This is a genomic window from Paenarthrobacter sp. YJN-D, from assembly GCF_015040335.1.
In the GTDB taxonomy this organism is placed as follows: domain Bacteria; phylum Actinomycetota; class Actinomycetes; order Actinomycetales; family Micrococcaceae; genus Arthrobacter; species Arthrobacter nicotinovorans.
On record NZ_CP053549.1, the window covers coordinates 2,924,490 to 2,947,191 of the forward strand.

Annotated in this window: 19 protein-coding genes; 5 read left to right on the plus strand and 14 right to left on the minus strand. The window is 61.3% G+C overall.

Annotated elements, in window-relative coordinates:
* Nucleotides 1-21: 21 nt before the first annotated feature.
* The 3 genes from HMI60_RS13530 to fdxA form a co-directional block, all read right to left on the minus strand.
* Nucleotides 22-1,305 carry a citrate synthase gene (locus HMI60_RS13530; protein WP_018776553.1) on the minus strand — a complete coding sequence of 428 codons (1,284 nt, stop codon included), beginning with the start codon at nt 1,303-1,305 and terminating at the stop codon, nt 22-24.
* Between the two features lie 232 nt (nt 1,306-1,537).
* Nucleotides 1,538-2,686, minus strand: a complete 1,149-nt coding sequence (dapC, locus tag HMI60_RS13535; protein ID WP_193589803.1) for a succinyldiaminopimelate transaminase — start codon at nt 2,684-2,686, stop codon at nt 1,538-1,540.
* Nucleotides 2,687-2,700: 14 nt separating this feature from the next.
* Nucleotides 2,701-3,027 carry a ferredoxin gene (gene fdxA, locus HMI60_RS13540; protein WP_018776555.1) on the minus strand — a complete coding sequence of 109 codons (327 nt, stop codon included), beginning with the start codon at nt 3,025-3,027 and terminating at the stop codon, nt 2,701-2,703.
* 134 nt (nt 3,028-3,161) lie between these two features.
* Between fdxA and HMI60_RS13545 the strand changes: the two genes are divergently transcribed.
* Nucleotides 3,162-3,398 (plus strand): hypothetical protein, encoded by a 237-nt coding sequence (locus HMI60_RS13545; RefSeq protein ID WP_082499713.1) that lies wholly within the window; start codon nt 3,162-3,164, stop codon nt 3,396-3,398.
* On the opposite strand, the gene HMI60_RS13550 is transcribed toward HMI60_RS13545, so the two are convergent.
* Together HMI60_RS13550 and typA are read right to left on the minus strand one after the other, a co-directional pair.
* Nucleotides 3,346-3,762, minus strand: a complete 417-nt coding sequence (locus HMI60_RS13550) for a hypothetical protein (RefSeq protein WP_018776556.1) — start codon at nt 3,760-3,762, stop codon at nt 3,346-3,348. The genes HMI60_RS13545 and HMI60_RS13550 overlap by 53 nt on opposite strands.
* 35 nt (nt 3,763-3,797) lie before the next feature.
* Nucleotides 3,798-5,714: a translational GTPase TypA gene (gene typA / locus HMI60_RS13555; protein ID WP_018776557.1), complete on the minus strand. Its 1,917-nt coding sequence runs from the start codon at nt 5,712-5,714 to the stop codon at nt 3,798-3,800.
* Nucleotides 5,715-6,024: 310 nt separating this feature from the next.
* On the opposite strand from typA, the gene HMI60_RS13560 reads away from it, so the two are divergent.
* Nucleotides 6,025-6,840 carry an SGNH/GDSL hydrolase family protein gene (locus HMI60_RS13560; protein ID WP_227453728.1) on the plus strand — a complete coding sequence of 272 codons (816 nt, stop codon included), beginning with the start codon at nt 6,025-6,027 and terminating at the stop codon, nt 6,838-6,840.
* Nucleotides 6,841-6,929: 89 nt separating this feature from the next.
* Here HMI60_RS13560 and HMI60_RS13565 read toward each other — a convergent pair whose 3' ends face one another.
* The 6 genes from HMI60_RS13565 to ychF all read right to left on the minus strand — a co-directional run bounded on the left by HMI60_RS13565 (nt 6,930) and on the right by ychF (nt 16,623).
* Entirely contained in the window at nt 6,930-8,645 is a 1,716-nt protein-coding gene (locus tag HMI60_RS13565) for an ABC transporter ATP-binding protein (protein WP_227453534.1), read from the minus strand.
* Between the two features lie 11 nt (nt 8,646-8,656).
* Nucleotides 8,657-9,640 carry an ABC transporter permease gene (locus tag HMI60_RS13570; protein WP_018776560.1) on the minus strand — a complete coding sequence of 328 codons (984 nt, stop codon included), beginning with the start codon at nt 9,638-9,640 and terminating at the stop codon, nt 8,657-8,659.
* Nucleotides 9,630-10,559 carry an ABC transporter permease gene (locus tag HMI60_RS13575; RefSeq protein ID WP_018776561.1) on the minus strand — a complete coding sequence of 310 codons (930 nt, stop codon included), beginning with the start codon at nt 10,557-10,559 and terminating at the stop codon, nt 9,630-9,632. The genes HMI60_RS13570 and HMI60_RS13575 overlap by 11 nt, the downstream gene beginning before the upstream one ends.
* Nucleotides 10,560-10,770: 211 nt before the next feature.
* A complete protein-coding gene (locus tag HMI60_RS13580; RefSeq protein WP_018776562.1) occupies nt 10,771-12,408 on the minus strand; it encodes an ABC transporter substrate-binding protein in 1,638 nt (545 codons plus the stop codon).
* A gap of 423 nt (nt 12,409-12,831) precedes the next feature.
* On the minus strand, nt 12,832-15,228 hold the full coding sequence (locus tag HMI60_RS13585; protein WP_193589805.1) for a hypothetical protein: 2,397 nt from the start codon (nt 15,226-15,228) through the stop codon (nt 12,832-12,834).
* Between the two features lie 309 nt (nt 15,229-15,537).
* A complete protein-coding gene (ychF, locus tag HMI60_RS13590; RefSeq protein WP_026266974.1) occupies nt 15,538-16,623 on the minus strand; it encodes a redox-regulated ATPase YchF in 1,086 nt (361 codons plus the stop codon).
* Between the two features lie 112 nt (nt 16,624-16,735).
* On the opposite strand from ychF, the gene HMI60_RS13595 reads away from it, so the two are divergent.
* Nucleotides 16,736-17,968 (plus strand): DNA recombination protein RmuC, encoded by a 1,233-nt coding sequence (locus tag HMI60_RS13595; protein ID WP_193589806.1) that lies wholly within the window; start codon nt 16,736-16,738, stop codon nt 17,966-17,968.
* 80 nt (nt 17,969-18,048) lie between these two features.
* On the opposite strand, the gene HMI60_RS13600 is transcribed toward HMI60_RS13595, so the two are convergent.
* Both HMI60_RS13600 and HMI60_RS13605 read right to left on the minus strand, forming a co-directional pair.
* A complete protein-coding gene (locus HMI60_RS13600; protein ID WP_079580651.1) occupies nt 18,049-19,134 on the minus strand; it encodes a 4-hydroxy-3-methylbut-2-enyl diphosphate reductase in 1,086 nt (361 codons plus the stop codon).
* 24 nt (nt 19,135-19,158) lie between these two features.
* Nucleotides 19,159-20,022, minus strand: coding sequence for a hypothetical protein (locus HMI60_RS13605; protein WP_193589807.1), 864 nt, complete (start codon nt 20,020-20,022; stop codon nt 19,159-19,161).
* 181 nt (nt 20,023-20,203) lie between these two features.
* Between HMI60_RS13605 and xseA the strand changes: the two genes are divergently transcribed.
* Complete coding sequence (xseA, locus tag HMI60_RS13610) at nt 20,204-21,481, plus strand: exodeoxyribonuclease VII large subunit (protein WP_193589808.1); 1,278 nt, start codon at nt 20,204-20,206, stop codon at nt 21,479-21,481.
* 37 nt (nt 21,482-21,518) lie between these two features.
* Entirely contained in the window at nt 21,519-21,776 is a 258-nt protein-coding gene (locus HMI60_RS13615; RefSeq protein ID WP_039242271.1) for an exodeoxyribonuclease VII small subunit, read from the plus strand.
* A gap of 20 nt (nt 21,777-21,796) precedes the next feature.
* Here HMI60_RS13615 and HMI60_RS13620 read toward each other — a convergent pair whose 3' ends face one another.
* Entirely contained in the window at nt 21,797-22,651 is an 855-nt protein-coding gene (locus HMI60_RS13620) for a polyphosphate kinase 2 family protein (protein ID WP_039242273.1), read from the minus strand.
* Nucleotides 22,652-22,702: the final 51 nt, after the last annotated feature.

Here is a 22,702-nt window from a genome sequence, read left to right on the forward strand (position 1 = left end):
GCCGTCGTTATTGGCCTGAACCTAGTTGGCCGGGTAGTTGCGCTCCGGCTCCCCTGTGTAGAGCTGCCGCGGGCGGCCGATCTTGGTCTGGGGGTCGTTGATCATTTCGCGCCACTGGGCAATCCAGCCCGGGAGGCGTCCAATGGCGAACAGAACGGTGAACATCTTCTCCGGGAAACCCATGGCCTTGTAGATCAGGCCGGTGTAGAAGTCGACGTTCGGGTACAGCTTGCGCTGGATGAAGTAATCGTCGGCCAGGGCCTTCTCTTCGAGGCGCATGGCGATATCAAGCAGTTCGTCGTTGCCGCCGAGCTTGCCCAGGACTTCGTGTGCCGTTGCCTTGATGATCTTGGCGCGGGGATCGTAGTTCTTGTAGACACGGTGTCCGAAGCCCATGAGGCGGACGCCGTCTTCCTTGTTCTTGACCTTCTCCATGTAGTCCTCGGGCTTGATGCCGTCGGCTTGGATCTGGCGGAGCATCTTCAGGACGGCCTCGTTGGCGCCACCGTGGGCGGGTCCGAAGAGGGCGTTGATGCCGGCGGACACCGAAGCAAAGAGGTTCGCGTTGGACGAACCCACCAGGCGGACGGTGGAGGTTGAACAGTTCTGCTCGTGGTCTGCGTGCAGAATGAGCAGGAGGTCCAGCGCCTTGACGACAACCGGGTCCATTTCGTACTGCTCAGCCGGGAGGCCGAAGCTCAGGCGCAGGAAGTTCTCCACGAGGTTCATGGAGTTGTCCGGGTACAGCATGGGCTGGCCGATGGACTTCTTGTGTGCGTAAGCGGCGATGACGGGCAGCTTGGCCATGAGGCGGATGGTGGAAACTTCCACGTGCTCCGCGTTGAAGGGGTCCAGCGAGTCCTGGTAGAACGTGGACAGCGCCGAAACAGCCGAGGAAAGCACCGGCATGGGGTGGGCGTCGCGCGGGAACCCGCCAAAGAAGCCCTTGAGTTCCTCGTGCAGGAGCGTGTGGCGACGGATGCGCTGATCGAACTCTTCCAACTCCGTGGGGGTGGGAAGGTTGCCGTAGATCAGCAGGTAGGAAACTTCGAGGAAGCTCGAGTGCTGCGCGAGCTGCTCAATGGGGTAACCGCGGTACCGCAGGATGCCTGCGTCGCCGTCGATGTATGTGATGGCCGAGGTGGTGGCCGCTGTGTTCATGAAGCCGGGGTCATAGGCAACGGCGCCCGTCTGCTTCAGCAGCTTGGAAACGTCGTAGCCTTCGTTTCCTTCTACAACCTTGATGCGCGGCAGTTCGAGTTCGCCGCCGGCATGGCGCAGTGTCGCGCTGGTGGTCTCAGTCATGGAGTCCCCTTCATGAGGCCTTTGGGCCTCTATCGAACGCTTGTCCAACCACCTTCTGGTGCCGCCGCCTTCGGCCCCGCTGTCGCAGGGCTCCAACGGCCGGAGTGCATTCTTAGAGAAGGCCACCATTGATAGTCAGTTAAAAAGCTACCGCCAGTAACCCCGCGGAACTAATCCGCAGCCTCCGGTTACTGGCGGAATGGCGCTATAAGTGGCGCAAGTCACAGCATTGTTATGCGTTGGCGACAAGCCTCTCAACGGCGGCATCGATCCGCTCGTCACTGCCGGTCAGAGCGACGCGGACGAAACCGTTACCGGCGTCTCCGTAGAAAACTCCCGGCCCCACCACAATGCCCAGTTCCGCGAACCTCGCCACCGTGTCCCAGGTGGCCTCGCCGGCTGTGGACCACAGGTAAAGCCCGGCCTTGGACTGGTGGATCTGCAGCCCGAATTTCTCCAGGGCGGGCACGATCCTCTCGCGCCTCCCCCTGTACAGATCTTTCTGGGCGAGGACATGGCCGGCATCGCCCAACGCCACGCGCATGGCCTCCTGGACGGGGAACGGCACGATCATGCCGGCATGCTTGCGGCTGTTGACCAGGTTGGCGATGATCGCGGAATCACCGGCGACGAAGGCTGCCCGGTAACCGGCAAGGTTGGATTGCTTACTCAACGAGTAGACGCACAGCAGGCCATCGGTGGAGCCGTCTGTGACCCTGGGATCCAGGATGCTGGGGACAGCCTCTCCCCCGCGCTGGGCATCCCATTCGCCCCATCCCAGTTCTGCGTAGCACTCGTCCGAGGCCACCACTGCGCCCATTTCGCGGGCCTGGGCTACGATCCGACGAAGCGACTCGACATCCCGGACACTTCCTGTGGGGTTGCCCGGAGAGTTGATCCAGACCAACCGGACCTTTGCACGGGTTGCCGGATCCAGCTCATCCAGGTCATCGGCAGCAACGGCCGTGGCACCTGCCAGTGAGGCGCCAATGTCATAGGTCGGGTAGGCGACCGTGGGCCGGACGACCACGTCACCGGCGCTCAATCCCAACAGGAACGGCAGCCAGGCCACCAGTTCCTTGGAGCCCACCGTAGGCATGACGTCCTTCGGGTCCAGCCCGGGCACCCCGCGCCTGGCGGCGAACCAGTCGACGACAGCCTGGCGCAGTGCCTCGGTGCCGTGCACCGTCGGATAGCCGTGGGCGTCCGCTGCGTTGGCCAACGCGTCCCGGATCAGTCCAGGGGTGGGATCCACCGGGGTTCCGATGGAAAGGTTCACTGCGCCGCCCGGGTGTTTGGCAGCCTTGGCGACATACGGCGCCATGGCTTCCCAAGGGTAGTCAGGCAGGTTCAGGCCGAAAGCCGGTGCCGCTGAGATCAACCTAGCTACCGCCCTTAGTGGTCTTGGTTCTGCGGGGGCAGGGCAGCGATGAACGGGTGGTCCTTGCCCGTGTTGCCGATCTTGGCAGCCCCACCCGGAGAACCGAGGTCATCAAAGAACTCGACGTTGGCCTTGTAGTAGTCGGCCCACTCTTCCGGGGTGTCATCCTCGTAGTAGATGGCCTCTACCGGGCATACGGGTTCGCAGGCACCACAGTCGACGCACTCGTCGGGGTGGATGTAGAGGGAACGCTCACCTTCGTAAATGCAGTCGACAGGGCATTCTTCAATACATGCCTTGTCCTTGACATCCACACACGGCTGCGCGATTACGTACGTCACGTCCCAGACCTCTCCACGGTTTGTCCCGGCGATGGCCGGGTAATACTGCCGGCATGATGCCGGGCACTCAACTTCTGAGCCTATTATCCAACAGTGCGATCACGCCAACCTAGCCCGCGTCTTAGTATGAAACGGTGAATCCGCCACACTTGCCTCCCCGCCAGTTCCTGCTCAACGCAACGCCGGGCATCCGGGTGGTGGTGCGGTACAAGATCGAGGAAGGCCTCACCGACGCCCTGGGCTACTTGCTGGGCAGCAACGACACCGTTTGCACGGTACGGACCCGCACCGCCGACGTCGAAATTCCCTTGGCGTTGGTCATCGCGGCGAAAGAGGTTCCGCCGCCACCGCCGCGGCGACAGGCGTCCTAGTTCGAAGGCGGCTGGCCGCCACGAGCATGACCAGTGTCACAGCGCCGATCCCAAAAACCCAGACGTTTCCGACGGCGTCGCCCAGCACCAACTGCTTGGACGGCCCCGCCGACGACAAAACGCCGACGGCGGCATAACCCACCACGCCTGCCACCGCCGTCGGGACGACCGAGCGTGACCAGGCGGCGAGCCACAGCTGAACCGAGGCGAGAAGCAGCAACGCGGCGGCTACGCCCCAAGGGATCCCGACGCCGGCCCACTGGATGGCCTGGCGGTGCAGTGCCGTTCCTGCCGCAGCAACGAAAAGAGCCGCCGGTACGGCCGCGGCTATGCCACGGACCGTACCGGCGACTCCCTTCTTCATGCAGCTGTCCTTGACCGGTTCAGAACCAGCGGATGCTAGGACTTGGCGCGGGCGCGGTTGGCCTTTGCGCGCTCGTTGGAGTCCAGGATGACCTTGCGGATACGGATTGCATCCGGGGTTACCTCGACACACTCGTCTTCGCGGGCGAATTCGAGGGACTCTTCGAGGGTCAGATCGCGCGGCGGCGTCAGGTTCTCGAAGGTGTCGGAGGAAGCTGCACGCATGTTGGTGAGCTTCTTTTCCTTGGTGATGTTGACGTCCATGTCGTCGGCGCGGGAGTTCTCGCCAACGATCATGCCCTCGTAAACCTCGGACGTGGGCTTGACGAAGAAGGAGCCGCGTTCCTGCAGGTTGATCATCGCGAACGGGGTCACAACACCGGCGCGGTCGGCGATCATCGAACCGTTGGTGCGGTATTCGATGGGGCCGGCCCACGGCTCGTAGCCCTCGGAGATGGAAGCTGCGATACCGGCGCCACGGGTGTCCGTGAGGAACTTCGTGCGGAAGCCGATCAGGCCTCGGGCCGGAACGATGAATTCCATGCGGCACCAGCCGGTGCCGTGGTTGGCCATATTGGTCATGCGGCCCTTGCGGGCTGCCATGAGCTGCGTTACGGCGCCGAGGTACTCTTCGGGGACGTCGATGGTCATGTGCTCCATCGGCTCGTGGATCTTGCCGTCGATGGTCTTGGTAACAACCTGCGGCTTGCCAACGGTCAGCTCGAAGCCTTCGCGACGCATCTGCTCCACCAGGATGGCGAGGGCGAGCTCGCCACGGCCCTGGACTTCCCAGGCGTCAGGACGCTCGGTGGGCAGAACCTTGATGGAGACGTTACCGATGAGTTCCTTGTCCAGGCGGTCCTTCACCTGGCGGGCGGTGACCTTGGCGCCCTTGACCTTGCCGGCCAGCGGCGAGGTGTTGATACCGATGGTCATGGAGATCGCGGGATCATCCACGGTGATCAGCGGCAACGGCTGCGGGTTCTCGGCGTCCGTGAGGGTTTCACCAATGGTGATGTCCTCGATGCCGGCAACTGCAACGATTTCACCGGGACCGGCTTCTTCGGCAGGAACACGGGTCAGGGCCTTGGTGGCCAGCAGTTCGGTGATCTTGACGTTCTTGAGTTCGCCGTTGGCGCGTGCCCAGGCAACGGTCTGGCCCTTGCGGAGCGTGCCGTTGTAGATGCGGAGCAGGGCGAGACGGCCAAGGAACGGCGATGCGTCCAGGTTGGTCACGTGAGCCTGCAGCACGCCGTCCGGGTTGTACGTCGGAGCCGGGATGTGCTCGATGATGGTCTTGAAGAGGGGCTCAAGGTCCTCGTTGTCCGGGGCCGAGCCGTTGGCCGGCTGGTCCAGGGATGCGCGGCCGACCTTGGCGGCGGCGTAGACAACCGGAACCTCGAGTACCTTGTCCAGGTCCAGGTCCGGAACTTCGTCCGCGAGGTCGGAAGCGAGGCCCAGGAGCAGGTCCATGGACTCGTGGACAACCTCGTCGATACGGGCATCAGGGCGGTCGGTCTTGTTGACCAGGAGGATGACCGGCAAGTGCGCAGCAAGGGCCTTGCGGAGCACGAAGCGGGTCTGCGGGAGGGGACCCTCGGAAGAGTCAACCAGCAGGACAACGCCGTCGACCATGGACAGACCGCGCTCCACCTCGCCACCGAAGTCGGCGTGGCCAGGGGTGTCGATGACGTTGATGGTGATGGTCTCGCCGTTGGACGACGGGCCGTTGTAGGCAACCGTGGTGTTCTTGGCGAGGATGGTGATGCCCTTTTCGCGCTCCAGGTCACCGGAGTCCATGACGCGGTCCTCAACCTCACCGTGGGAAGCGAAGGAGTTGGTCTGCTTGAGCATGGCGTCGACCAGGGTGGTCTTACCGTGGTCAACGTGTGCGACGATCGCGACGTTGCGCAGATCGCTCCGCGACGCAGTGTTGGTGATGGTTTCAGACATGCGTTAATGACTCGATTCAGTGGTGAAGTCAGCTGTTTGTATCCGCGCGCATACCTGATCGACTTGATCGGAACACACAGCGAAAAGACCCCGGGACACAGGGCACCTGCATCCAGTCTAAACGCAGATGCATTTCTGAGCCTAAAAAGCAAGCCATCGGGCCACGAATTGTGGCGTCAGTCACAGCAGGTCACGTGTTCGTAAACACAAGTCAAGATGCTGGATTTTCCCGCTCCCGTGCCCCATGATTGCAGCAGAACCAGTGCCCCACGGAGACCAATCAATGCGCCAATCTTCGGCCGTGTTTCGCATGATCGCACCTTTGATCGCCGTTGGCGTCCTTACGGTCGGTTGCGGACCAAGCCCAGTGCCAACCAGTGCCCCCTCACGATCCGCTGCGCCCGCGCCCGCCCAGACGGCCGCCGCTGACAAACCACTCAGGGTTGCCCCGCAACCCAGCGCCCTGAATCTCCCGGCAGGTTCCCTGTACAAGAATCCGACGAACAACCGCAACGAACTGGTGCTGGCCGATGTCCGCCACACCGCCGTATTGATCGGTGATTCCCAAGCCATGCCGGCGGGTTCCTGGCCGCAGCAAGGCATCGCAGCCCTCGGCTACAAACTGCATGTGGTGGGCATGGGCGGTACCGGATACGTCGCCACCAACGGCAAGACCGGCAACTACATTGACGCCCTGCAACGCGGCGACTGGGTTCTCCCCTATGGCGAGCCACCGTTGATCGTGGTGGAGGGCGGCGGAAACGACGCCACGCAGCGCGCCACGGATGCTCAGATCACCGGCAACGCCGAGCGGCTGCTGGCCGCCTTGAAGACCCGCTACCCGGGCTCCCGCCTGGCCATGATCGGCACCCTGGCCCGCGGCGTCAGCAACGGAGGCGGACGACGTACGGAAGTGGACGCCCTCCTGGGCCGGATCGCCGCCAAGCACGGTATTCCGTTCGTCAGTGCCGGCGATTGGCTCACCCGATACGACGCCATCAGTGACCTTCAGGACGGCGTTCATTTGAGGGCGACCGGACACGCGAAGCTTGGTGTCGCCCTGGCGCGCGAGCTAACGGCCCTGGGCCTCGCTGCCCGCCCGGACAACCCGCAGCCGGCAAAGTAGGCGACCGTACTAAACGGCAAGAGCCGGTGGTTCCCTTTCCAGGGAACCACCGGCTCTTCTGCTGTACGGCAGCGGGATTACGACGCCGGTCAGGCCACCGCGGGCGGCAGCAACAGCGAACCACCGGGGATCGCATCCAGGAGGGCCTGCGTGTAGGCCTCGCGGGGATTGTCGAAAACCTCGTCCGTGCTTCCCGTTTCCACGAGCTTGCCCTTTTCCATGACGCAAACGTGGTCTGCGATCTGACGGACCACAGCGAGGTCGTGGGTGATGAACAGGTAGGTCAGCCCGAGGTTGTCCTGCAGGTCGGCCAACAGGTTAAGCACCTGGGCCTGCACCAGGACGTCCAAAGCGGAAACGGCCTCGTCACAGATAATGACTTCCGGGTCCAATGCCAGTGCACGCGCGATGGCGATACGCTGACGCTGGCCGCCGGAGAGCTCGTTCGGGTATCTGCGCATGGTCGACTGCGGAAGCGCCACCTGATCCAACAGCTCACGAACCTTCTTTTCGCGGCTGGCCTTGGTGCCGATTTTGTGAGTACGCAGCGGCTCTTCGATGGTTCGGAAGATGTTGTACATCGGATCCAAGGAACCGTAAGGGTCCTGGAAGATCGGCTGCACCCTGCGGCGGAACTTAAACAAGTCCTTGCTGTTCAACGTTGATGTGTCAACGCCGTCGAAAATGATCTTCCCCGAGGTGGGTTCCAACAGGTTAAGCACCATCTGCGCCACAGTCGACTTACCGGAGCCGGACTCGCCCACAATGGCTGTGGTAGTCCCTCGACGAACGGAGAATGACACTGCGTCCACAGCCTTGAAGTCCGTGGTCTTGCCGATGCCGCCACGAAGTTTGAAAACCTTGGTCAGGTCTTCAACCTTCAGGACCTCTTCAGGCAGCGCGGATTCAACGACCACAGGTTCGCTGGGCGCCAACAGTTCGTCGGACTCAACGCCCTGTTCCTTGGCAACCTGAATACGCCGGGAGGCCAAGGACGGGGCCGAGGAGACCAAGCGCTTGGTGTACGGGTGCTTCGGGTTACGCAGCAACTCGAGGGACGGACCGGATTCCACAACCTGTCCCTTGTACATCACCACCACCTTGTCCGCCCGCTCGGCAGCCAGCCCGAGGTCGTGGGTGATGAGGAGTACAGCGGTCCCCAATTCGGACGTCATCTTGTCCAAGTGGTCCAGAATCTGTCGCTGGACGGTCACGTCGAGTGCCGACGTGGGCTCATCCGCGATCAGCAAACGCGGCTGGCAGGAAAGGCCAATGGCAATAAGCGCGCGCTGGCGCATTCCGCCCGAAAACTCATGCGGATATTGCTTGGCACGACGCGCCGCATCGGGAAGACCAGCTTCGGACAAGACCTTGGCGACATCCTCCGGCCCGGACGGAAGGCCGTTGGCTTTCAGCGTTTCCTTGACCTGGAAACCGATCTTCCACACCGGGTTGAGGTTGGACATCGGGTCCTGCGGCACCATTCCAATGGAGTTGCCACGAAGCTCAATCATCCGCTTTTCGCTCGCATGGGCAATGTCTTCGCCGTCAAAAAGGATCTCTCCGGCAGCCACCCGCCCATTGCCCGGAAGCAAACCAATGGCTGCCAGGGCGGAGGTGGACTTTCCGGATCCGGACTCGCCCACAATCGCCACGGTCTCACCCGGCATGACAGTGAAGTGCGCGTTCCTGACGGCGTTAACCTCGCCGTTGCTTGTCGCGAAGTTGATTGCCAGGTCCCTGATCTCCAGCAACGGACGTTCGAGGCCAGCGGATTCTTCTTTGATGTGAACGGAAGGGTTCATGGCTTGGCCTTTCATCGTTTACGCGCTTTCGGGTCCAGAGCATCACGAAGGGCGTCACCCAACATGATGAAACTCAGAACGGTGATGGAAAGGGCGATAGCCGGGTAGAGCAAAGGCATGGGATTGGATCGCAACGATGCCTGCGCTGCCTGGATGTCGTTGCCCCAAGACATCACGCTTGGTGGTAATCCGATGCCGAGGAACGACAGGGTGGATTCCGCCACGATAAATGTGCCCAGCGAGATGGTGGCAACAACAATGATCGGAGCCAGAGAGTTGGGCAGCACGTGGCGAAGCAAGGAGCGGAAGCGCGAAACACCCAATGACCTTGCAGCCATGACGAAGTCCGCATTCCGCACCTCAATGACGGCGCCTCTGGTGATTCGGGCAATCTGCGGCCATCCGAAAGTAATCAGAATCAGGATGAGCGTCCACACCGTGCGGTTGGCCCGGAAGACGGGAAGCTGCATCATGACGATTGCGCCAAGGATGAGGGGCAGAGCAAAGAAGATATCAGTGAGCCGAGCCAGGAGTGCGTCAGCCCAGCCACCGTAGTAACCGGCGAGGGCACCCACTGTGCCGCCGAAAATGACAACTCCAAGCGTGGTGAAGAGGCCAACTGTCACAGACGAGCGCGTTCCGAAGATGACGCGTGCGTAGACGTCGCAGCCCTGTTTGTTAAAGCCGAGCGGGTGGCCGCTGACAGGTCCGCCGTTCGAGTTGGCCAACTGGCAAGCTTCGCCAGAGGGATCGATCGGTGAGAAAAGGCCCGGGAACAGAGAGACGACGACTACGACCAGGATCATGAAGGCCGAAATGATGAACAGAGGCTGCTTACGCAGATTCTTCCAGGCCTCTCCCCAAAGACTGGAAGGGGCTTGGTCTTCTTTTACCTTGTCAGTGGCTTGCAGTGGCGTCTCTTCGAGGTCCGCAACGAAGTGCTCGATGTGACGCGGGGCTGTGTCCTGCCCCGTCAGGTTGTTATCAGGCGTCATAGCGGATCCTCGGGTCAAGCCAGGCGTACAAAAGGTCAACAATCAGGTTCGAGACACAGTAGACAAGCACCAGAACTGTGACGATCGATACCACGGTAGGTCCTTCGCCGGACAGGACTGCCCGGTACAACCTGTTGCCTACGCCAGGTACGTTGAAGATACCTTCGGTGACGATCGCGCCACCCATGAGGGCGCCAAGGTCAGCACCCAGGAACGTGACAACGGGGATCAGCGAGTTGCGCAGAATGTGCACGTTGACCACACGGAAACGGGAAAGCCCCTTGGCAGTGGCCGTCCGAACGTAGTCGGCGTTCATGTTCTCGATAACACTGGTTCTGGTCAGTCTCAAAACGTAGGCGAAAGAGGCCAGCCCCAGGACGATCGCCGGAAGAATAAGGTCCGGTATGGTCGCAGCCGAACTCACGGTAGGTTTAGCCCACCCCAGCTGGACGCCGATAAAGAACTGCAAAAGGAAACCGAGCACGAAAATCGGGATACCGATGACGATCAACGAAGCGATCAGGACAGTGCCGTCAAAAAGCTTGCCCTTGCGCAGACCTGCGATGAGACCAAACGCAATGCCAAAAACACCTTCAAAGATCAGTGCCATGACAGCCAGGCGGGCCGTAACCGGGAACACTTCGCCAAGGACGGCAGCGATGGGACGCCCGGAGAAGTCCTGGCCCAGATCAAACGTAAAAATGCTCTTTAGGTAGAGCAAGTATTGAACGATAAACGGCTGGTCCAGGTTGTATTGCGCCCTGAGCTTTGCCGCGACGGCTTCATTGACAGGCTTGTCCCCAAAAAGTGCCGCAATGGGGTCGCCCGGGAGGCTGAAGACCAGGAAATACACAAGGAGGGTGGCCCCCAGGAAGACAGGAATCAGCTGGAGGAATCTTTTCAGGATGTATGTGGCCATTAGCGCAATACACCCCGAACAGCAGGCACCCGGTCCAGGGGTGCAGCGGAGTTGTTCATCGAAGAACCTTTTCGTTCGATGTGCAGGAGTTCAGGGCCGACGGTCCAAGTATGCCTGCACAAGGACGCCCAACCGGAGTTGGGCGTCATTGATTTGCAACGCGATACGGCGGCGGTAGCGCCTCTAGAGCGCCCCCGCCGCCGATCGTTATTTACTTGCCAGTGATGTTGTAGTACAGCGGGACGCCGTCCCATCCGTAGTCAACATTCGAGACGCCGGTGCTCCAGCCACCCTGCGATACCTGGTACCACAGCGGGATAGCCGGGAGGTCCTGCAGAAGGATCTCCTGGGCCTTGTTCATGGCCTTGTTGCCTTCTGCAACCGAGGGGGCCGAGAGTCCGTCAGAGATGGCCTTGTCAAAGGCGGGGTTCTCGTAGCGGGCATCGTTCGAGCCTGCGCCGGTCTTGTAGATCGGTCCCAGGAAGTTGTACAGCGACGGGTAGTCTGCCTGCCAACCTGCACGGATCGAACCGGTCAACTTACCGGACGTTGCAAGGTCGCGGGCTTCCTTGAAGGTAGCGAACGGAAGACCCTCAGCCTTGATACCAAGGTTGTTCTTCAGCTGGTTGGTAACGGCCTCAACCCAAGCCTTGTGGCCGCCCTTGTCAGCGTTGTACGCAATGGTGAAGACCGTGTTCGGGTCCCACTTCTGAATGGCGTCGGCCTTGGCCCACAGATCCTTGGCCTTGGCAGCATCGAACTTGAGGTTGTCGGAGCCCGGGATGCTGTCGCTGTAGCCGTCCAGAACCGGTGCCGTGAAGTCCTTGGCAGGCTGACGGCCACCGCTGAAGATTACCTTGGTGATCTCTTCGCGGTTCATGGCCATGGAGATTGCCTGGCGGCGCAGCTTGCCCGCTTCTCCGCTCCACTCGGGGAGGTACTCGGGAATGGCGATGGTCTGGTTACCGGCATACGGCTTCTCGATGAAGCGATCGCCGAGGTCGGTCTTGAAGTTCGCGAGGGCGCTCGTGGGGATCGTCTGGAGGATGTCCAGGTTGTTGCCCAGGAGATCCTGGTAGGCGGCGTCATCGTTCTGGAAGATCTTGAACGTCACGCCACCGTTCTTGGCCTTACGGGGACCGTTGTAGTCGGCGTTCGGAACGAGCTGGATCTGCACGTTGTGCTGCCAACCGTTCTCAGCCATCTTGTACGGACCGTTGCCTACCGGCTTCTCGCCGTACGTCTTCGGGTCCGCGAGTGCTGCGGCAGGGACCGGCATGAAGGCGGTGTAGCCGAGTCGCAACGGCCAGTCCGACTCAGGCTGCTTGAGTTCGACCGTGAAGGTGGTGTCATCCACAACTTTCAAGCCGGACATGGTGTCGACGGTGGAACCCTTGGCACTGGTTTCGTCGTAGCCCTTGATGCTTTCGAAGAAGGTTGCGCTCAGCTGAGCGTTCTTCGCTGCTGCACCATAGTTCCAGGAGTCAACAAACGTCTTGGCCGTGATGGCGTCGCCGTTGGTGAACTTCTGATCCTTCTTGATCTTGATGGTGAAGTTCTGCGCGTCAGGTGCCTCAATGGACTCGGCCAGTTCATTGACCGGCTTGCCGGAGGGGTCGTAGCTAACGAGCCCGGAGAAGATCAGCGTTGCGATCTTTCCGCCGCCGACCTCGTTGATATCTGCCGGCATCAGCGGCCGCTGCGGTTCTGAACCGTCAGCGATGATGACCTTGTTGGGGTTACCGCCGGATGCGCCGGAGTCGTTGTTGCCGCCGCCGCCGCAACCGGTCATTGCGAGGGCGATGACCGCCGCTACGCCTAGAGCTTTGGAAGTGCGCGAGAAACGCATTCCGCCTCCTATGAGTCGGGAAGTTGATCAGGGGAATTTTGGTAGGTTCCCCCAAGGCAAGGCACAGATTCCTACTGTGACGTTGCCTACATGTGAGTGTAAGCCTACCCACATTGCGTCCGAATGTTGGAACATGCTGGCCAAACTGTAACCGTTCCGCAACCTCCACATGCCTAAAACGGCGGGAATTTCAAGTCAAACACTACCCGGTGGTAGCATTCGCTGTCTGACAGCAGGACAGGACGTTTTTCAGGCGCAGAAACAACCCCGTCTCGGCTTCATCTTTCGCCCGATGGATGGGCTGGGTCAATGGCAACGGCAGCTCCGTGCCAGCTGTTCCCGTTGGCTTTCCTTGAACCTTAAAGTTCTTCATACTGTTGAGGCCCCTCCCGGCGAACCGGGAAGGGCCTCAATTTATGGATCCTAGTAGTCGTTGAACGACACCTTTACCTTGCCGCCATCCAGGCTGATGTTGGCGCTCAGTGATACTGAGGTGGTGTCCGTTGTGGTCTTCCAATCCGGCGTCCCGAAACCATATGAGTTGTCCTTCTCATAAGTGACGGTCGCTTTCCCCGGATTCGACGTGCGTACACGCCACGGGGTTTCGCCGTAGCCCTTGCTGACAACGAACGTGGGCTTGGTGGTGAGTGCCCAGCGGAAGTTCTTTGTGTAGCGCGAGGAACTGTAGCTGTTCAAGGGGCAGTTGGCCGGCCGGGCCTCGGTGGACTTCACACATTCAGCCAGGTAGGCATCGATTTGGGCCATTGCCTCTGACTTCAATGCTTCTGAAGCTTCCACCTTCAGGCTGGCCGTTGAAGAAGTCGACACGGTGCCGATGGTCACCATCGTGGTCAGCTTAGGAGCTGACAGATACTTCTCCGAGGACGGCAACTCTACCGTGTACTCGCCAGGCAAGGCGGGATACGTCACGGAGCGGCTGTCAGAGAGGTTGACATCAACTGACTGTCCATTGATCAGGAGGGTTTTCACCGGGGTGTCGGACGAAATGCGCAAAGTCCGGGGAGACGCGGAGTCCATGACCCAGTGATCATCCAAGAACTCCGGGTTGGACTTATGCAAACGGTAGGTCGTTTGCTGTTTCCGGCCGTCCTGGTACATGGCGGCAACCACGGTGGCTGTGTCGTTTGAGACATTCGTAGACACGATCTCAAACCTGTCGATGCGCTTGCCCGCCTTGGAATAGACCTCATCGGTCAGCAGAATTCGCTGGTCAGTGGCGACGCCGGGATCGGCGATGGCCATCGCCTTGGACGCCTCGCCATTCTGTAGCGCCTGGAGGTAGCCGGCGACGGCTTTGTCTGGTCCGTTGTTGCCCTTGATCACATCGACGGCGATGAATGCCCCGACGACCAGTACGACGACCAGACCGGCTGCTCCCAGGATCAGACCAAGCTTGCGCTTCGCTTGGGCAGTCATGGGCTCTCTGGGTGCCAGGGCCGGGTGAGCCGCAGCGGGAGCCGGCACGGATTGACCGTCACCAGGTGCGGTGGCAGCCTGTTCAGCAACGACAGGCTTGGCGGGAGCGATCCTGCCGGCCAGGGACAAGGGCACATACCTGCTTAACTGTGGCGCCAGGAAACGGGCTGAAACTTCCGTTGCGCCGCCCCAAAGCAGCAAGATGAACGGCGTCCACCACGCCAGCGTCATACTGACGGCCCCCGAAGCCAGTGACCCGGCGTCGAACGTTCCTGTTACGCCACTGAGCCACGTCATCAACGTCCCGGCCACCAGAAAAGCAGCGGGAAGCAGGACCCAGTCGGTGATCTTGTTGCTGACCACCGGCCCCCGGCGCAGGTACCAGAAAACAGAAGCCACCACGACGGAGACCAATGCCAGGAGAAGCATCAGCCACCCGGCCCAGCCCGGCACGCCGAATTGGGTGAGCGCATTGCCGAATCCAAAGCTGATATCCGAGCCTGATGAATTAGACGACGAAGACAAGCTGGAACCGGAATTCCAGGTGCGGCTTACGGCACTCAGGTGGCCCAATCCGAACATGAAAAAGCCTGCCGTGGGCGCCCACAAAGGTGAAGAGAGCGAGGCCTGCCATCCGGACTTAATGCCGATGGCAATTACCAGGACGGGAATCGCAATGGCAAGAAATACACCATAATGAACGGCCACAGCTTCGAAGGCCCGACCGATTGCGGCACCCGGCCCACTAAGGGCCGGGACGCGCGGTTTACCCGACATCCGCCCCAAATATGCGGCGAGGGTTCCGAGGATCAGCGCAAAAATCACAGAGCCAAAGGTCACGGCCCCGATCGAGCTGACCTTCACATTGGGAATGGGCAGGTTCACGGCAAATATCGCACCGAAGGCGTTGACCAAGAGGGTGAAGACGAGGCCGGCTGTTGCTGCCTCGATCCAGATTCCGGCTGTGGTGTGGGCTTCGGACCGCTTTGCGGCAATCCGTGCGGCAAGGAACAGGACTGCAACTGAGATGGCAGTCAACAACAGTGGAACGGCAAAGAATGATGCCGAACCCTGGACGCTTCCGACTAACGGAAATGTTGCGTCGATGCTCGTGCCGAGCGCCCCAAGCTGGCTCATGACTACCAATTGAACGGCCAACTGACCCATCAGGGACCACGGGGACGGCATGCTGCTGCTATTGCCGCCGGAAACCATCGAATTGGACGGGAGATCGGTGTTGCCGCCGTTGCTGATGGCCACACCTATAAGAGCCAGAATCAGGAAGAGAAATGCGGTGATGAGAACGGCTGCATAGGAAATGGCCCCCACCAGGGCCCCCGGAATCAGCGACTTTGCGTCAAAAGAACTGACGACGCTGGACACCGGCCCAGTTTTGAGGCCGGCGTTGGTAGGGCCAATATTTTTGGTGCCGGTTTCTGCGCCGATGGCTGAATGGCTGTCCGGTGCCGCATTGTGCGGGACTGTATTCGGCGGCGGCCCGTCCGGAGCGGCAGTCGGTTGATGTGGTTCGGTCATAACAATTTCCCCCTATTGTTTTCTCTACTGCTCATGGTGCCATAGCCAGACATAATTCATGGGGTCGTCATAACCGGCGGACCGCTCCGGCAGACACCACGAAAAATATGCCGCCCTCCGATTCACGGGGGGCGGCATATTTCCATCAATTAAAATCTAGACGTTGAAGCGGAACTCCACCACGTCGCCGTCGGCCATCACATACTCTTTGCCTTCGATGCGGACCTTGCCACGGGACTTTGCTTCGGCCATGGAGCCCGCCTCGATGAGGTCATCGAAGGAGACCACCTCGGCCTTGATGAAGCCGCGCTGGAAGTCTGAGTGGATCACACCTGCTGCCTGGGGCGCGGTGTCGCCCTGGCGGATGGTCCATGCACGGGTTTCCTTGGGACCGGCGGTGAGGTAGGTCTGCAGGCCGAGCGTGTGGAAACCGACGCGAGCCAGCTGGTCAAGGCCGGATTCGGACTGGCCGTTCATTTCCAGCATCTCCCGGGCTTCTTCCTCGTCCAGTTCAACGAGGTCGGATTCGAGCTTCGCGTCAAGGAACACGGCGTCGGCCGGGGCAACCATGGCGCGCAGTTCTTCCTGCTTGGCGGGATCGCCAAGGATACCTTCGTCGGCGTTGAAGACGTAGATGAACGGCTTGGCGGTCAGGAGACCAAGCTCCTTGAGGTGGCCCATTTCGAGCTTGTCGCTCTTGATGGAGGAGAAGATGGTGTCGCCACGTTCCAGCACCGTCTGGGCGGCCTTGATGGCTGCCAGCTCTGCGGCATCGCGCTTCTTGATCTTGACTTCTTTTTCGATGCGCGGAATGGCGTTTTCGATGGTCTGAAGGTCAGCGAGGATCAGCTCGGTGTTGATGGTCTCCATATCGGAGCGCGGGTCGACCTTGCCGTCGACGTGGATGACATCGGGGTCGTCAAAAACGCGGACGACCTGCGCGATGGCTTCAGCCTCGCGGATGTTGGCCAGGAATTTGTTGCCCAGGCCTTCGCCTTCGGACGCGCCCTTCACGATGCCTGCGATGTCCACGAAAGACACGGGAGCGGGCAGCAATTTCTGCGAACCGAAGATTTCGGCCAGCTTCGCCAGACGGGGGTCAGGCAGGTTCACGACGCCTACGTTGGGCTCGATCGTGGCGAACGGGTAGTTCGCAGCGAGCACCTGATTGCGGGTCAGTGCGTTGAAAAGGGTTGATTTGCCGACGTTGGGCAGTCCGACGATGCCAATAGTAAGAGCCACGAGCATTGATTCTACCCGTAGGAAGCCCGTCCCCGCTTGCCCTGCACGGTCAGCACGCGTACTGCCGGTCCGCCTCGCTAAAACTGTCGCACCCCTGTGACAGGGTTGCCTTATGGATGGATTTGGATTGGTTTTGGCCTTGCTGATGCTGCTGGTTGGCGCTGCGGTTGGTCTCGCTGCCGGCTACGTTGCCTTCCGACGCCGGGGCGCTGGCTTGGAAGAGGACTTCGACGCCGTCTCGTCGCGGCTTTCGGAGGCGACGGCGCAGTTGGCAGCGGCCGACGCCGAGCGGCGGCTTTTGTTTACGCAGAACCGCGAGTTGAGCGCGGCCAGGAACTCCGACGGCAGTGTTCTGCGGGCATTGGCTCCCGTAGCCGAGAAACTTACGGCGGTACAGCAGCAGGTGTCATTGCTGGAGCGTGACCGCGTGGAGCAGTACGGACAGCTTGCCCAACAGCTGCAGGACGCACGCCTCTCCGATGAACAACTCCTCAGGTCGACCCACGCGCTGGCTTCCGCCCTTCGTTCCAACAGCGCGCGTGGCCAGTGGGGCGAGGTGCAACTTCGGCGCGTAGTGGAGGCGTCAGGGATGCTGCGGCACGTCGACTTCCACGAACAGGTGCATTCGGGCAGAACCGAGAATACGTTGCGGCCGGACCTCGTGGTTCAGCTGCCTGGCGGCAAGCAACTTGTGGTGGACGCCAAGGTACCCCTGGCCTCCTACCTCGCTGCCCAGGAGCAGTTGCATGGAGACGGGGCCTTCGGTGAATCGGTAGCCCCTGCCAGCAACCAGGACTCGAAGACACTCCTTGCACAGCACGCCAAAGCGCTCAAGGCCCACATCGATGCACTGGCAACCAAGAAGTACTGGGACATTCCGGGTAACTCCCCCGAGCTGGTGATCTGCTTCCTTCCGGCGGAGTCGATCCTGGCATCCGCCCTAGAGGCCGACCCGGCCTTGCTGGAGCACGCTCTGTCCCGGAACGTCGTGCTTGCCTCCCCCGGCACGCTGCTGGCAGTCCTCAAATCAGTGGCCTTTACTTGGCGGCAGGATGTCCTCACGGACAGCGCCCACGAGCTGTTTGAGCTCTCCAAGCAGTTGTACGAACGGATGGGCACACTGGGCGAGAACGTCAGCAAGCTGGGAAGCTCTCTCAAGACCTCCGTTGATCGCTACAACGCCATGGTAGGCACCTTGGAAGCGCGGGTGCTCCCCACGGCCCGCAAGCTCAACACCATGGACGATGCCGGACTTACGGCCCCGCCGTCGGTGGAAGCCGTCCCCAGGGCGCTGGCTGCACCTGAACTCCTTGAAAACAGGGAAGATCGGGATTCAGCAGCCTGACTGAAAAGACCCGTTGCGGGCCGTCCGTAGACGGCCCGCAACGGGTCAATTGTCCGGATCCCAGTGTCTGGGTTTGAGACCTAGGATGAGGGGCGGTTTCCGCGCCCGCCCAGGGCACGCGTGACGTCGCCTGCCTTCTTCAAGGTTGCACGCAATTCCTTGGGCAGCGAGAAGAGGAGGTCTTCCTCTGCCGTGACAACTTCCTGGACTTCGCCATAGCCATAGTCCGCGAGCAGTCGCAGGACGTCCTGCACCAGGACTTCAGGAACGGAGGCCCCGGAGGTCACGCCTACGGTAGCCACGCCTTCGAACCAGGATTCGTCCACTTCGTTCGCGAAGTCGACGCGATATGAACTCTTGGCCCCGTATTCGAGGGCAACTTCAACCAGGCGTACTGAGTTGGAGGAGTTTGCTGAACCCACAACGATCACCAGGTCGGCCTGCGGAGCGATCTTCTTGATGGCTACCTGGCGGTTGGTGGTGGCGTAGCAGATATCGTCGCTGGGCGGATCCTGCAACGTCGGGAAGCGGTCCTTCAGCAGACGGACCGTTTCCATGGTCTCGTCCACACTCAGCGTGGTCTGCGAAAGCCAGATGGTCTTCTCTGGGTCACGGACGGTGACCTTGTCTACCTCGTGGGGCCCGTTGATGATCTGGATGTGCTCGGGAGCTTCGCCGGCCGTACCTTCGACTTCCTCGTGGCCCTCGTGGCCGATGAGCAGGATGTCGTAGTCTTCCTTGGCGAAGCGCACAGCCTCTTTATGGACTTTGGTGACCAAGGGGCAGGTGGCATCGATGGTGCGCAGGCCACGGTCCTCAGCCGACTGGACAACAGCGGGGGAAACGCCGTGTGCCGAGAAGATCACCAAGGCGCCCTCGGGAACTTCGTCGGTTTCCTCCACGAAAATGGCACCCTGTTCTTCCAGGGAGCTGACCACATGGACATTGTGGACGATCTGTTTCCGGACATAGACAGGCGGCCCGTAGTGCTCCAGGGCCTTCTCAACAGCGATGACAGCCCTGTCGACACCGGCACAGTAGCCGCGCGGAGCTGCAAGCAGGACCTTCTTGGGACCCATAACGGGAGCCGCTGCCTGTACCTCTTCCGGAGATCGCCGTCTGCGGGGCACCGTTGGCATCGGGATGGAAACTGCTGTGCTGGTCATGCCTCCATGCTACCGGCCCGGCCTTTAGCTCAGGGCAGAACGTGACCGTTGTCGCCCTGAGACCACAGCTGCTATGACGCCCACCACAAGGACAACGCCGGAGACGACCGCTGCAATCACAACCCACTGCCCGAAGCCGGCGCGGGCCGCAGTGAGGAACTCATCCTTGAACAGCTCCGCCACACCGTTGGCGCTGTCGAGGTTCCCCACCACTCCCCCGGCAAGATCAGCCCCGGCAGTCCAAAGGGCTGCAAGGGCGAGCCCGCCAAGTCCGAGGAACACCAGAACCAGGGAACGGCGTCGAGAGGCAACGAGCGCCAGAAGAGCCGAAACTACAGCGCCAAGGGCCGCCACCCACCACAAGGGAGCGAACGTCGCGACCCGCTCGACGAGTTGTCGGTGGGAAGGCTGCCCCAGCGATACCAGGCTCTCGGCCGGAACATCAATGCGAATAGTGGTGGCCTCGGCGAAGTGGTCGCGAACAAGCCTGACCATGGGACCGATGTCCAGGACAAGTGCGGTACTGCCACGGGCTTCCTCGGCTTGGTCCACTGTGCCGAAGTTGAGTTTGTGGCTGTTCCTGACAGTATCCTCCCAGGCCTTCGGATAGTCGCTCCACGACTGCATGCCCGAGGCAGCTTTCCGCAGGGCATCGGCGGCCAGCGATTGAATGGGATCGGGGAGTTCCACTGAGGACTCAAAGGTCCCTACAGCGGCCGCAGCCAGCCTGCCCTGGAATCCGGGGTCATTTCCCAGGGATCCGGCGATACGGACAAACCCTTCTTCCTTGACGATGTTCTGGTCCACCCACGCGGTGGGAACGGCGACGGCCGTGAGGAGCACGGCGAGGACCACTCCAACTGCTGAGACAAAAGTACGCAAGGTCATCCTTGGGGTTGGGGGCAGTGCCACCATCCTAGGTCTGTCCACATGATAGGAAAAATGTCGGAGCCGGCGGTAAAGCTATGGATAGAGTTGGAAGGCGGCCGGCATCCAAGGACGCACCCCTGAATGAGGACGACAAGAATGCAGCCACAACCACAGCGACCGGGACAGGCACGGATCAGCCATGTCCGCTGAAGCGACGCCGGAATCAACCCTTCCCGGGACCGCTGCCGAAACCAGCCCGGACAATCCCTGGCCTCTGCAACTGCTGTCCCGGAAACTCAAAGCCCACATTGAGCGTGCACCGGCGGCGTGGATCGAGGGCCAGGTCATTGAAATGAACCGCAGGGGCGGTAACGCCTTCCTCACTCTCCGCGACGTCGACGCCGAGATTTCCCTGCCGGCCTCCGTATGGTCCACCGTGCTGGACCGGCAAAAAATTCCGTTGGAGCGCGGTTCACGGGTGGTGGCGCTGGTGAAGGCGGACTTCTGGGTCAAAACCGGGCGCCTGAACATGTCGGTCAAGGACATCAGACCGGTTGGCCTCGGTGACCTGCTTGCGAGAATTGAAAGGCTGCGCCAAGCCTTGGCAGCTGAAGGCCTGTTTGCCGATTCCCGGAAGAAGAAGCTGCCGCTGCTCCCCCACCGCATTGGCCTGATCACCGGCAGGGACTCGGACGCCAAGAAAGATGTCATGCGTAATGCCGCCCTGCGGTGGCCCGCAGTGGAGTTCGATGTCAGGGAGGTGGCCGTCCAGGGCAACACCGCTGTTTCCCAGATCATTACCGCTTTGAAGAAACTTGATGCCGATCCCCAGGTGGACGTCATCGTACTGGCCCGTGGTGGCGGCGCATTGGAAGACCTCCTGCCGTTCAGCAACGAGGACCTTATTCGCGCGGTCTCGGCGGCAAGCACCCCGGTGGTCAGTGCCATCGGCCATGAAGCCGACAGGCCAATCCTCGACGATGTTGCGGACCTCCGCGCTTCCACGCCCACGGATGCCGCCAAGAGGATCGTTCCGGACGTCGCAGAAGAACTGGCCATGGTCCGGCAAGCGAGGGAGCACCTGCGCCGCGGCATCAGTCGCATGGTGGACCGCGAAATGGACAGGCTTCATTCCCTGAAATCACGCCCTGTCCTTGCCTCCCCGGCAACCATGGTGGACGCCCGCGCCGAGGATATCCATCGGCTCCAGCGCAGAACACATTCAGCGGTCAGCACGGCCGTGGTGAGGGCACTGGACCAAGTGCATCACCTGCGGGCCCAGGTCCGGGCACTGTCACCCCAGAAAACCTTGGACCGCGGTTACGCCGTTGTCCAGCTCGTTGGGGAGGACCAGGCAGGGCACCATGTGGTCAGCACTCCCGATGAAGCTCCGGACGGGACTGCACTCGCCATTCGGGTAGCCCACGGACGATTCAAGGCCGTCTCCGCCGGCCACGGGGAAATCCTGGAACCCTGATTTCCCCACAGCCCTGCAAACCCACGCAAAGGACATCATGACCGACAACAATCCATCAGCTCCCGGGACCGATCCTCTGGACTCACTAAGCTACGAAGAAGCCCGCGAGCAACTGGTCGCCGTCGTCAGTCGGCTCGAGGCCGGAGGGGCCAGCCTCGAAGAGTCCCTGGCCCTCTGGGAACGCGGCGAGGCCCTTGCAAAACGCTGCGAGGACTGGCTGGAAGGCGCCCGCAAGCGCCTGGCTACCGCCCGCGACGCAGGGAACGACGCCGGAGCTGCCGCCGGCTCCGACTGACGCCAGCAGGAACGGAAGCCCTAGGAGGCTGCCACCAGAGCGCGTTCGGCTGCGACGTCGAAGTCGGCCTTGGGCCAGTCCAGTTCCAGGCCTCCGAGGGCGTCCAGCAGCAGCTGTTGAACAGCGATCCTGGCGTACCACTTCTTGTTTGCCGGCACGACGTGCCAGGGAGCAACTTCCGTTGAAGTCTTCTCAAAAGCGATGTCGTAGGCCGCCATGTAGTCGTCCCAGTAGGCGCGCTCGGCGAGGTCGCCCCGGCTGTACTTCCAGTGTTTGGCGGGATCGTCAAGCCGGGCGATGAGACGCTCTTTCTGTTCGTCCTTGCTGATGTTCAGCATGACCTTGACGATAGTGGTGCCCTGCTCTGCAAGGCGTGCCTCAAAATCGTTGATTGCCGCATACCGCCGCTCCAGTTCCTCGCCATCCGCCCAGGCGTGAACGCGGTGGATCAAGACGTCCTCGTAATGCGAACGGTCGAAAACGCCCACCATGCCCGCAGCAGGTGCCTGCTTCTCAATCCGCCACAGGAAGTCGTGGGACTTTTCCTCTTCCGTGGGTGCCTTGAAAGCGGCCAGGTGTACGCCCTGTGGGTCCATGGCGCCCACCACATGGCTCACAATCCCGCCCTTGCCCGCAGTATCCATGGCCTGCAGGATCAGCAGGAGCCGTTTGGAGCTGCCGAACTTGCCCTCGGCGAAGAGTTGCTCCTGCAGCCCGGCCAACCGGTCGTCCTGGGCGGCAAGCAGCGCCTTGCCGTCAGCCTTGGCCCCCGGGTAGCCGGGAGTGGATTGGGGGTCAACGCCAGCCAGCGAAAAGCCCGGGCCAACCTTCAGAACTTCGGCCGGACTCTTGGCGAACTCAACTGCAGCAGCCATGTGGCGGTACCCTTCTGTCCGGCCGCGCCCCGATGGCGCGGCTATGCACCT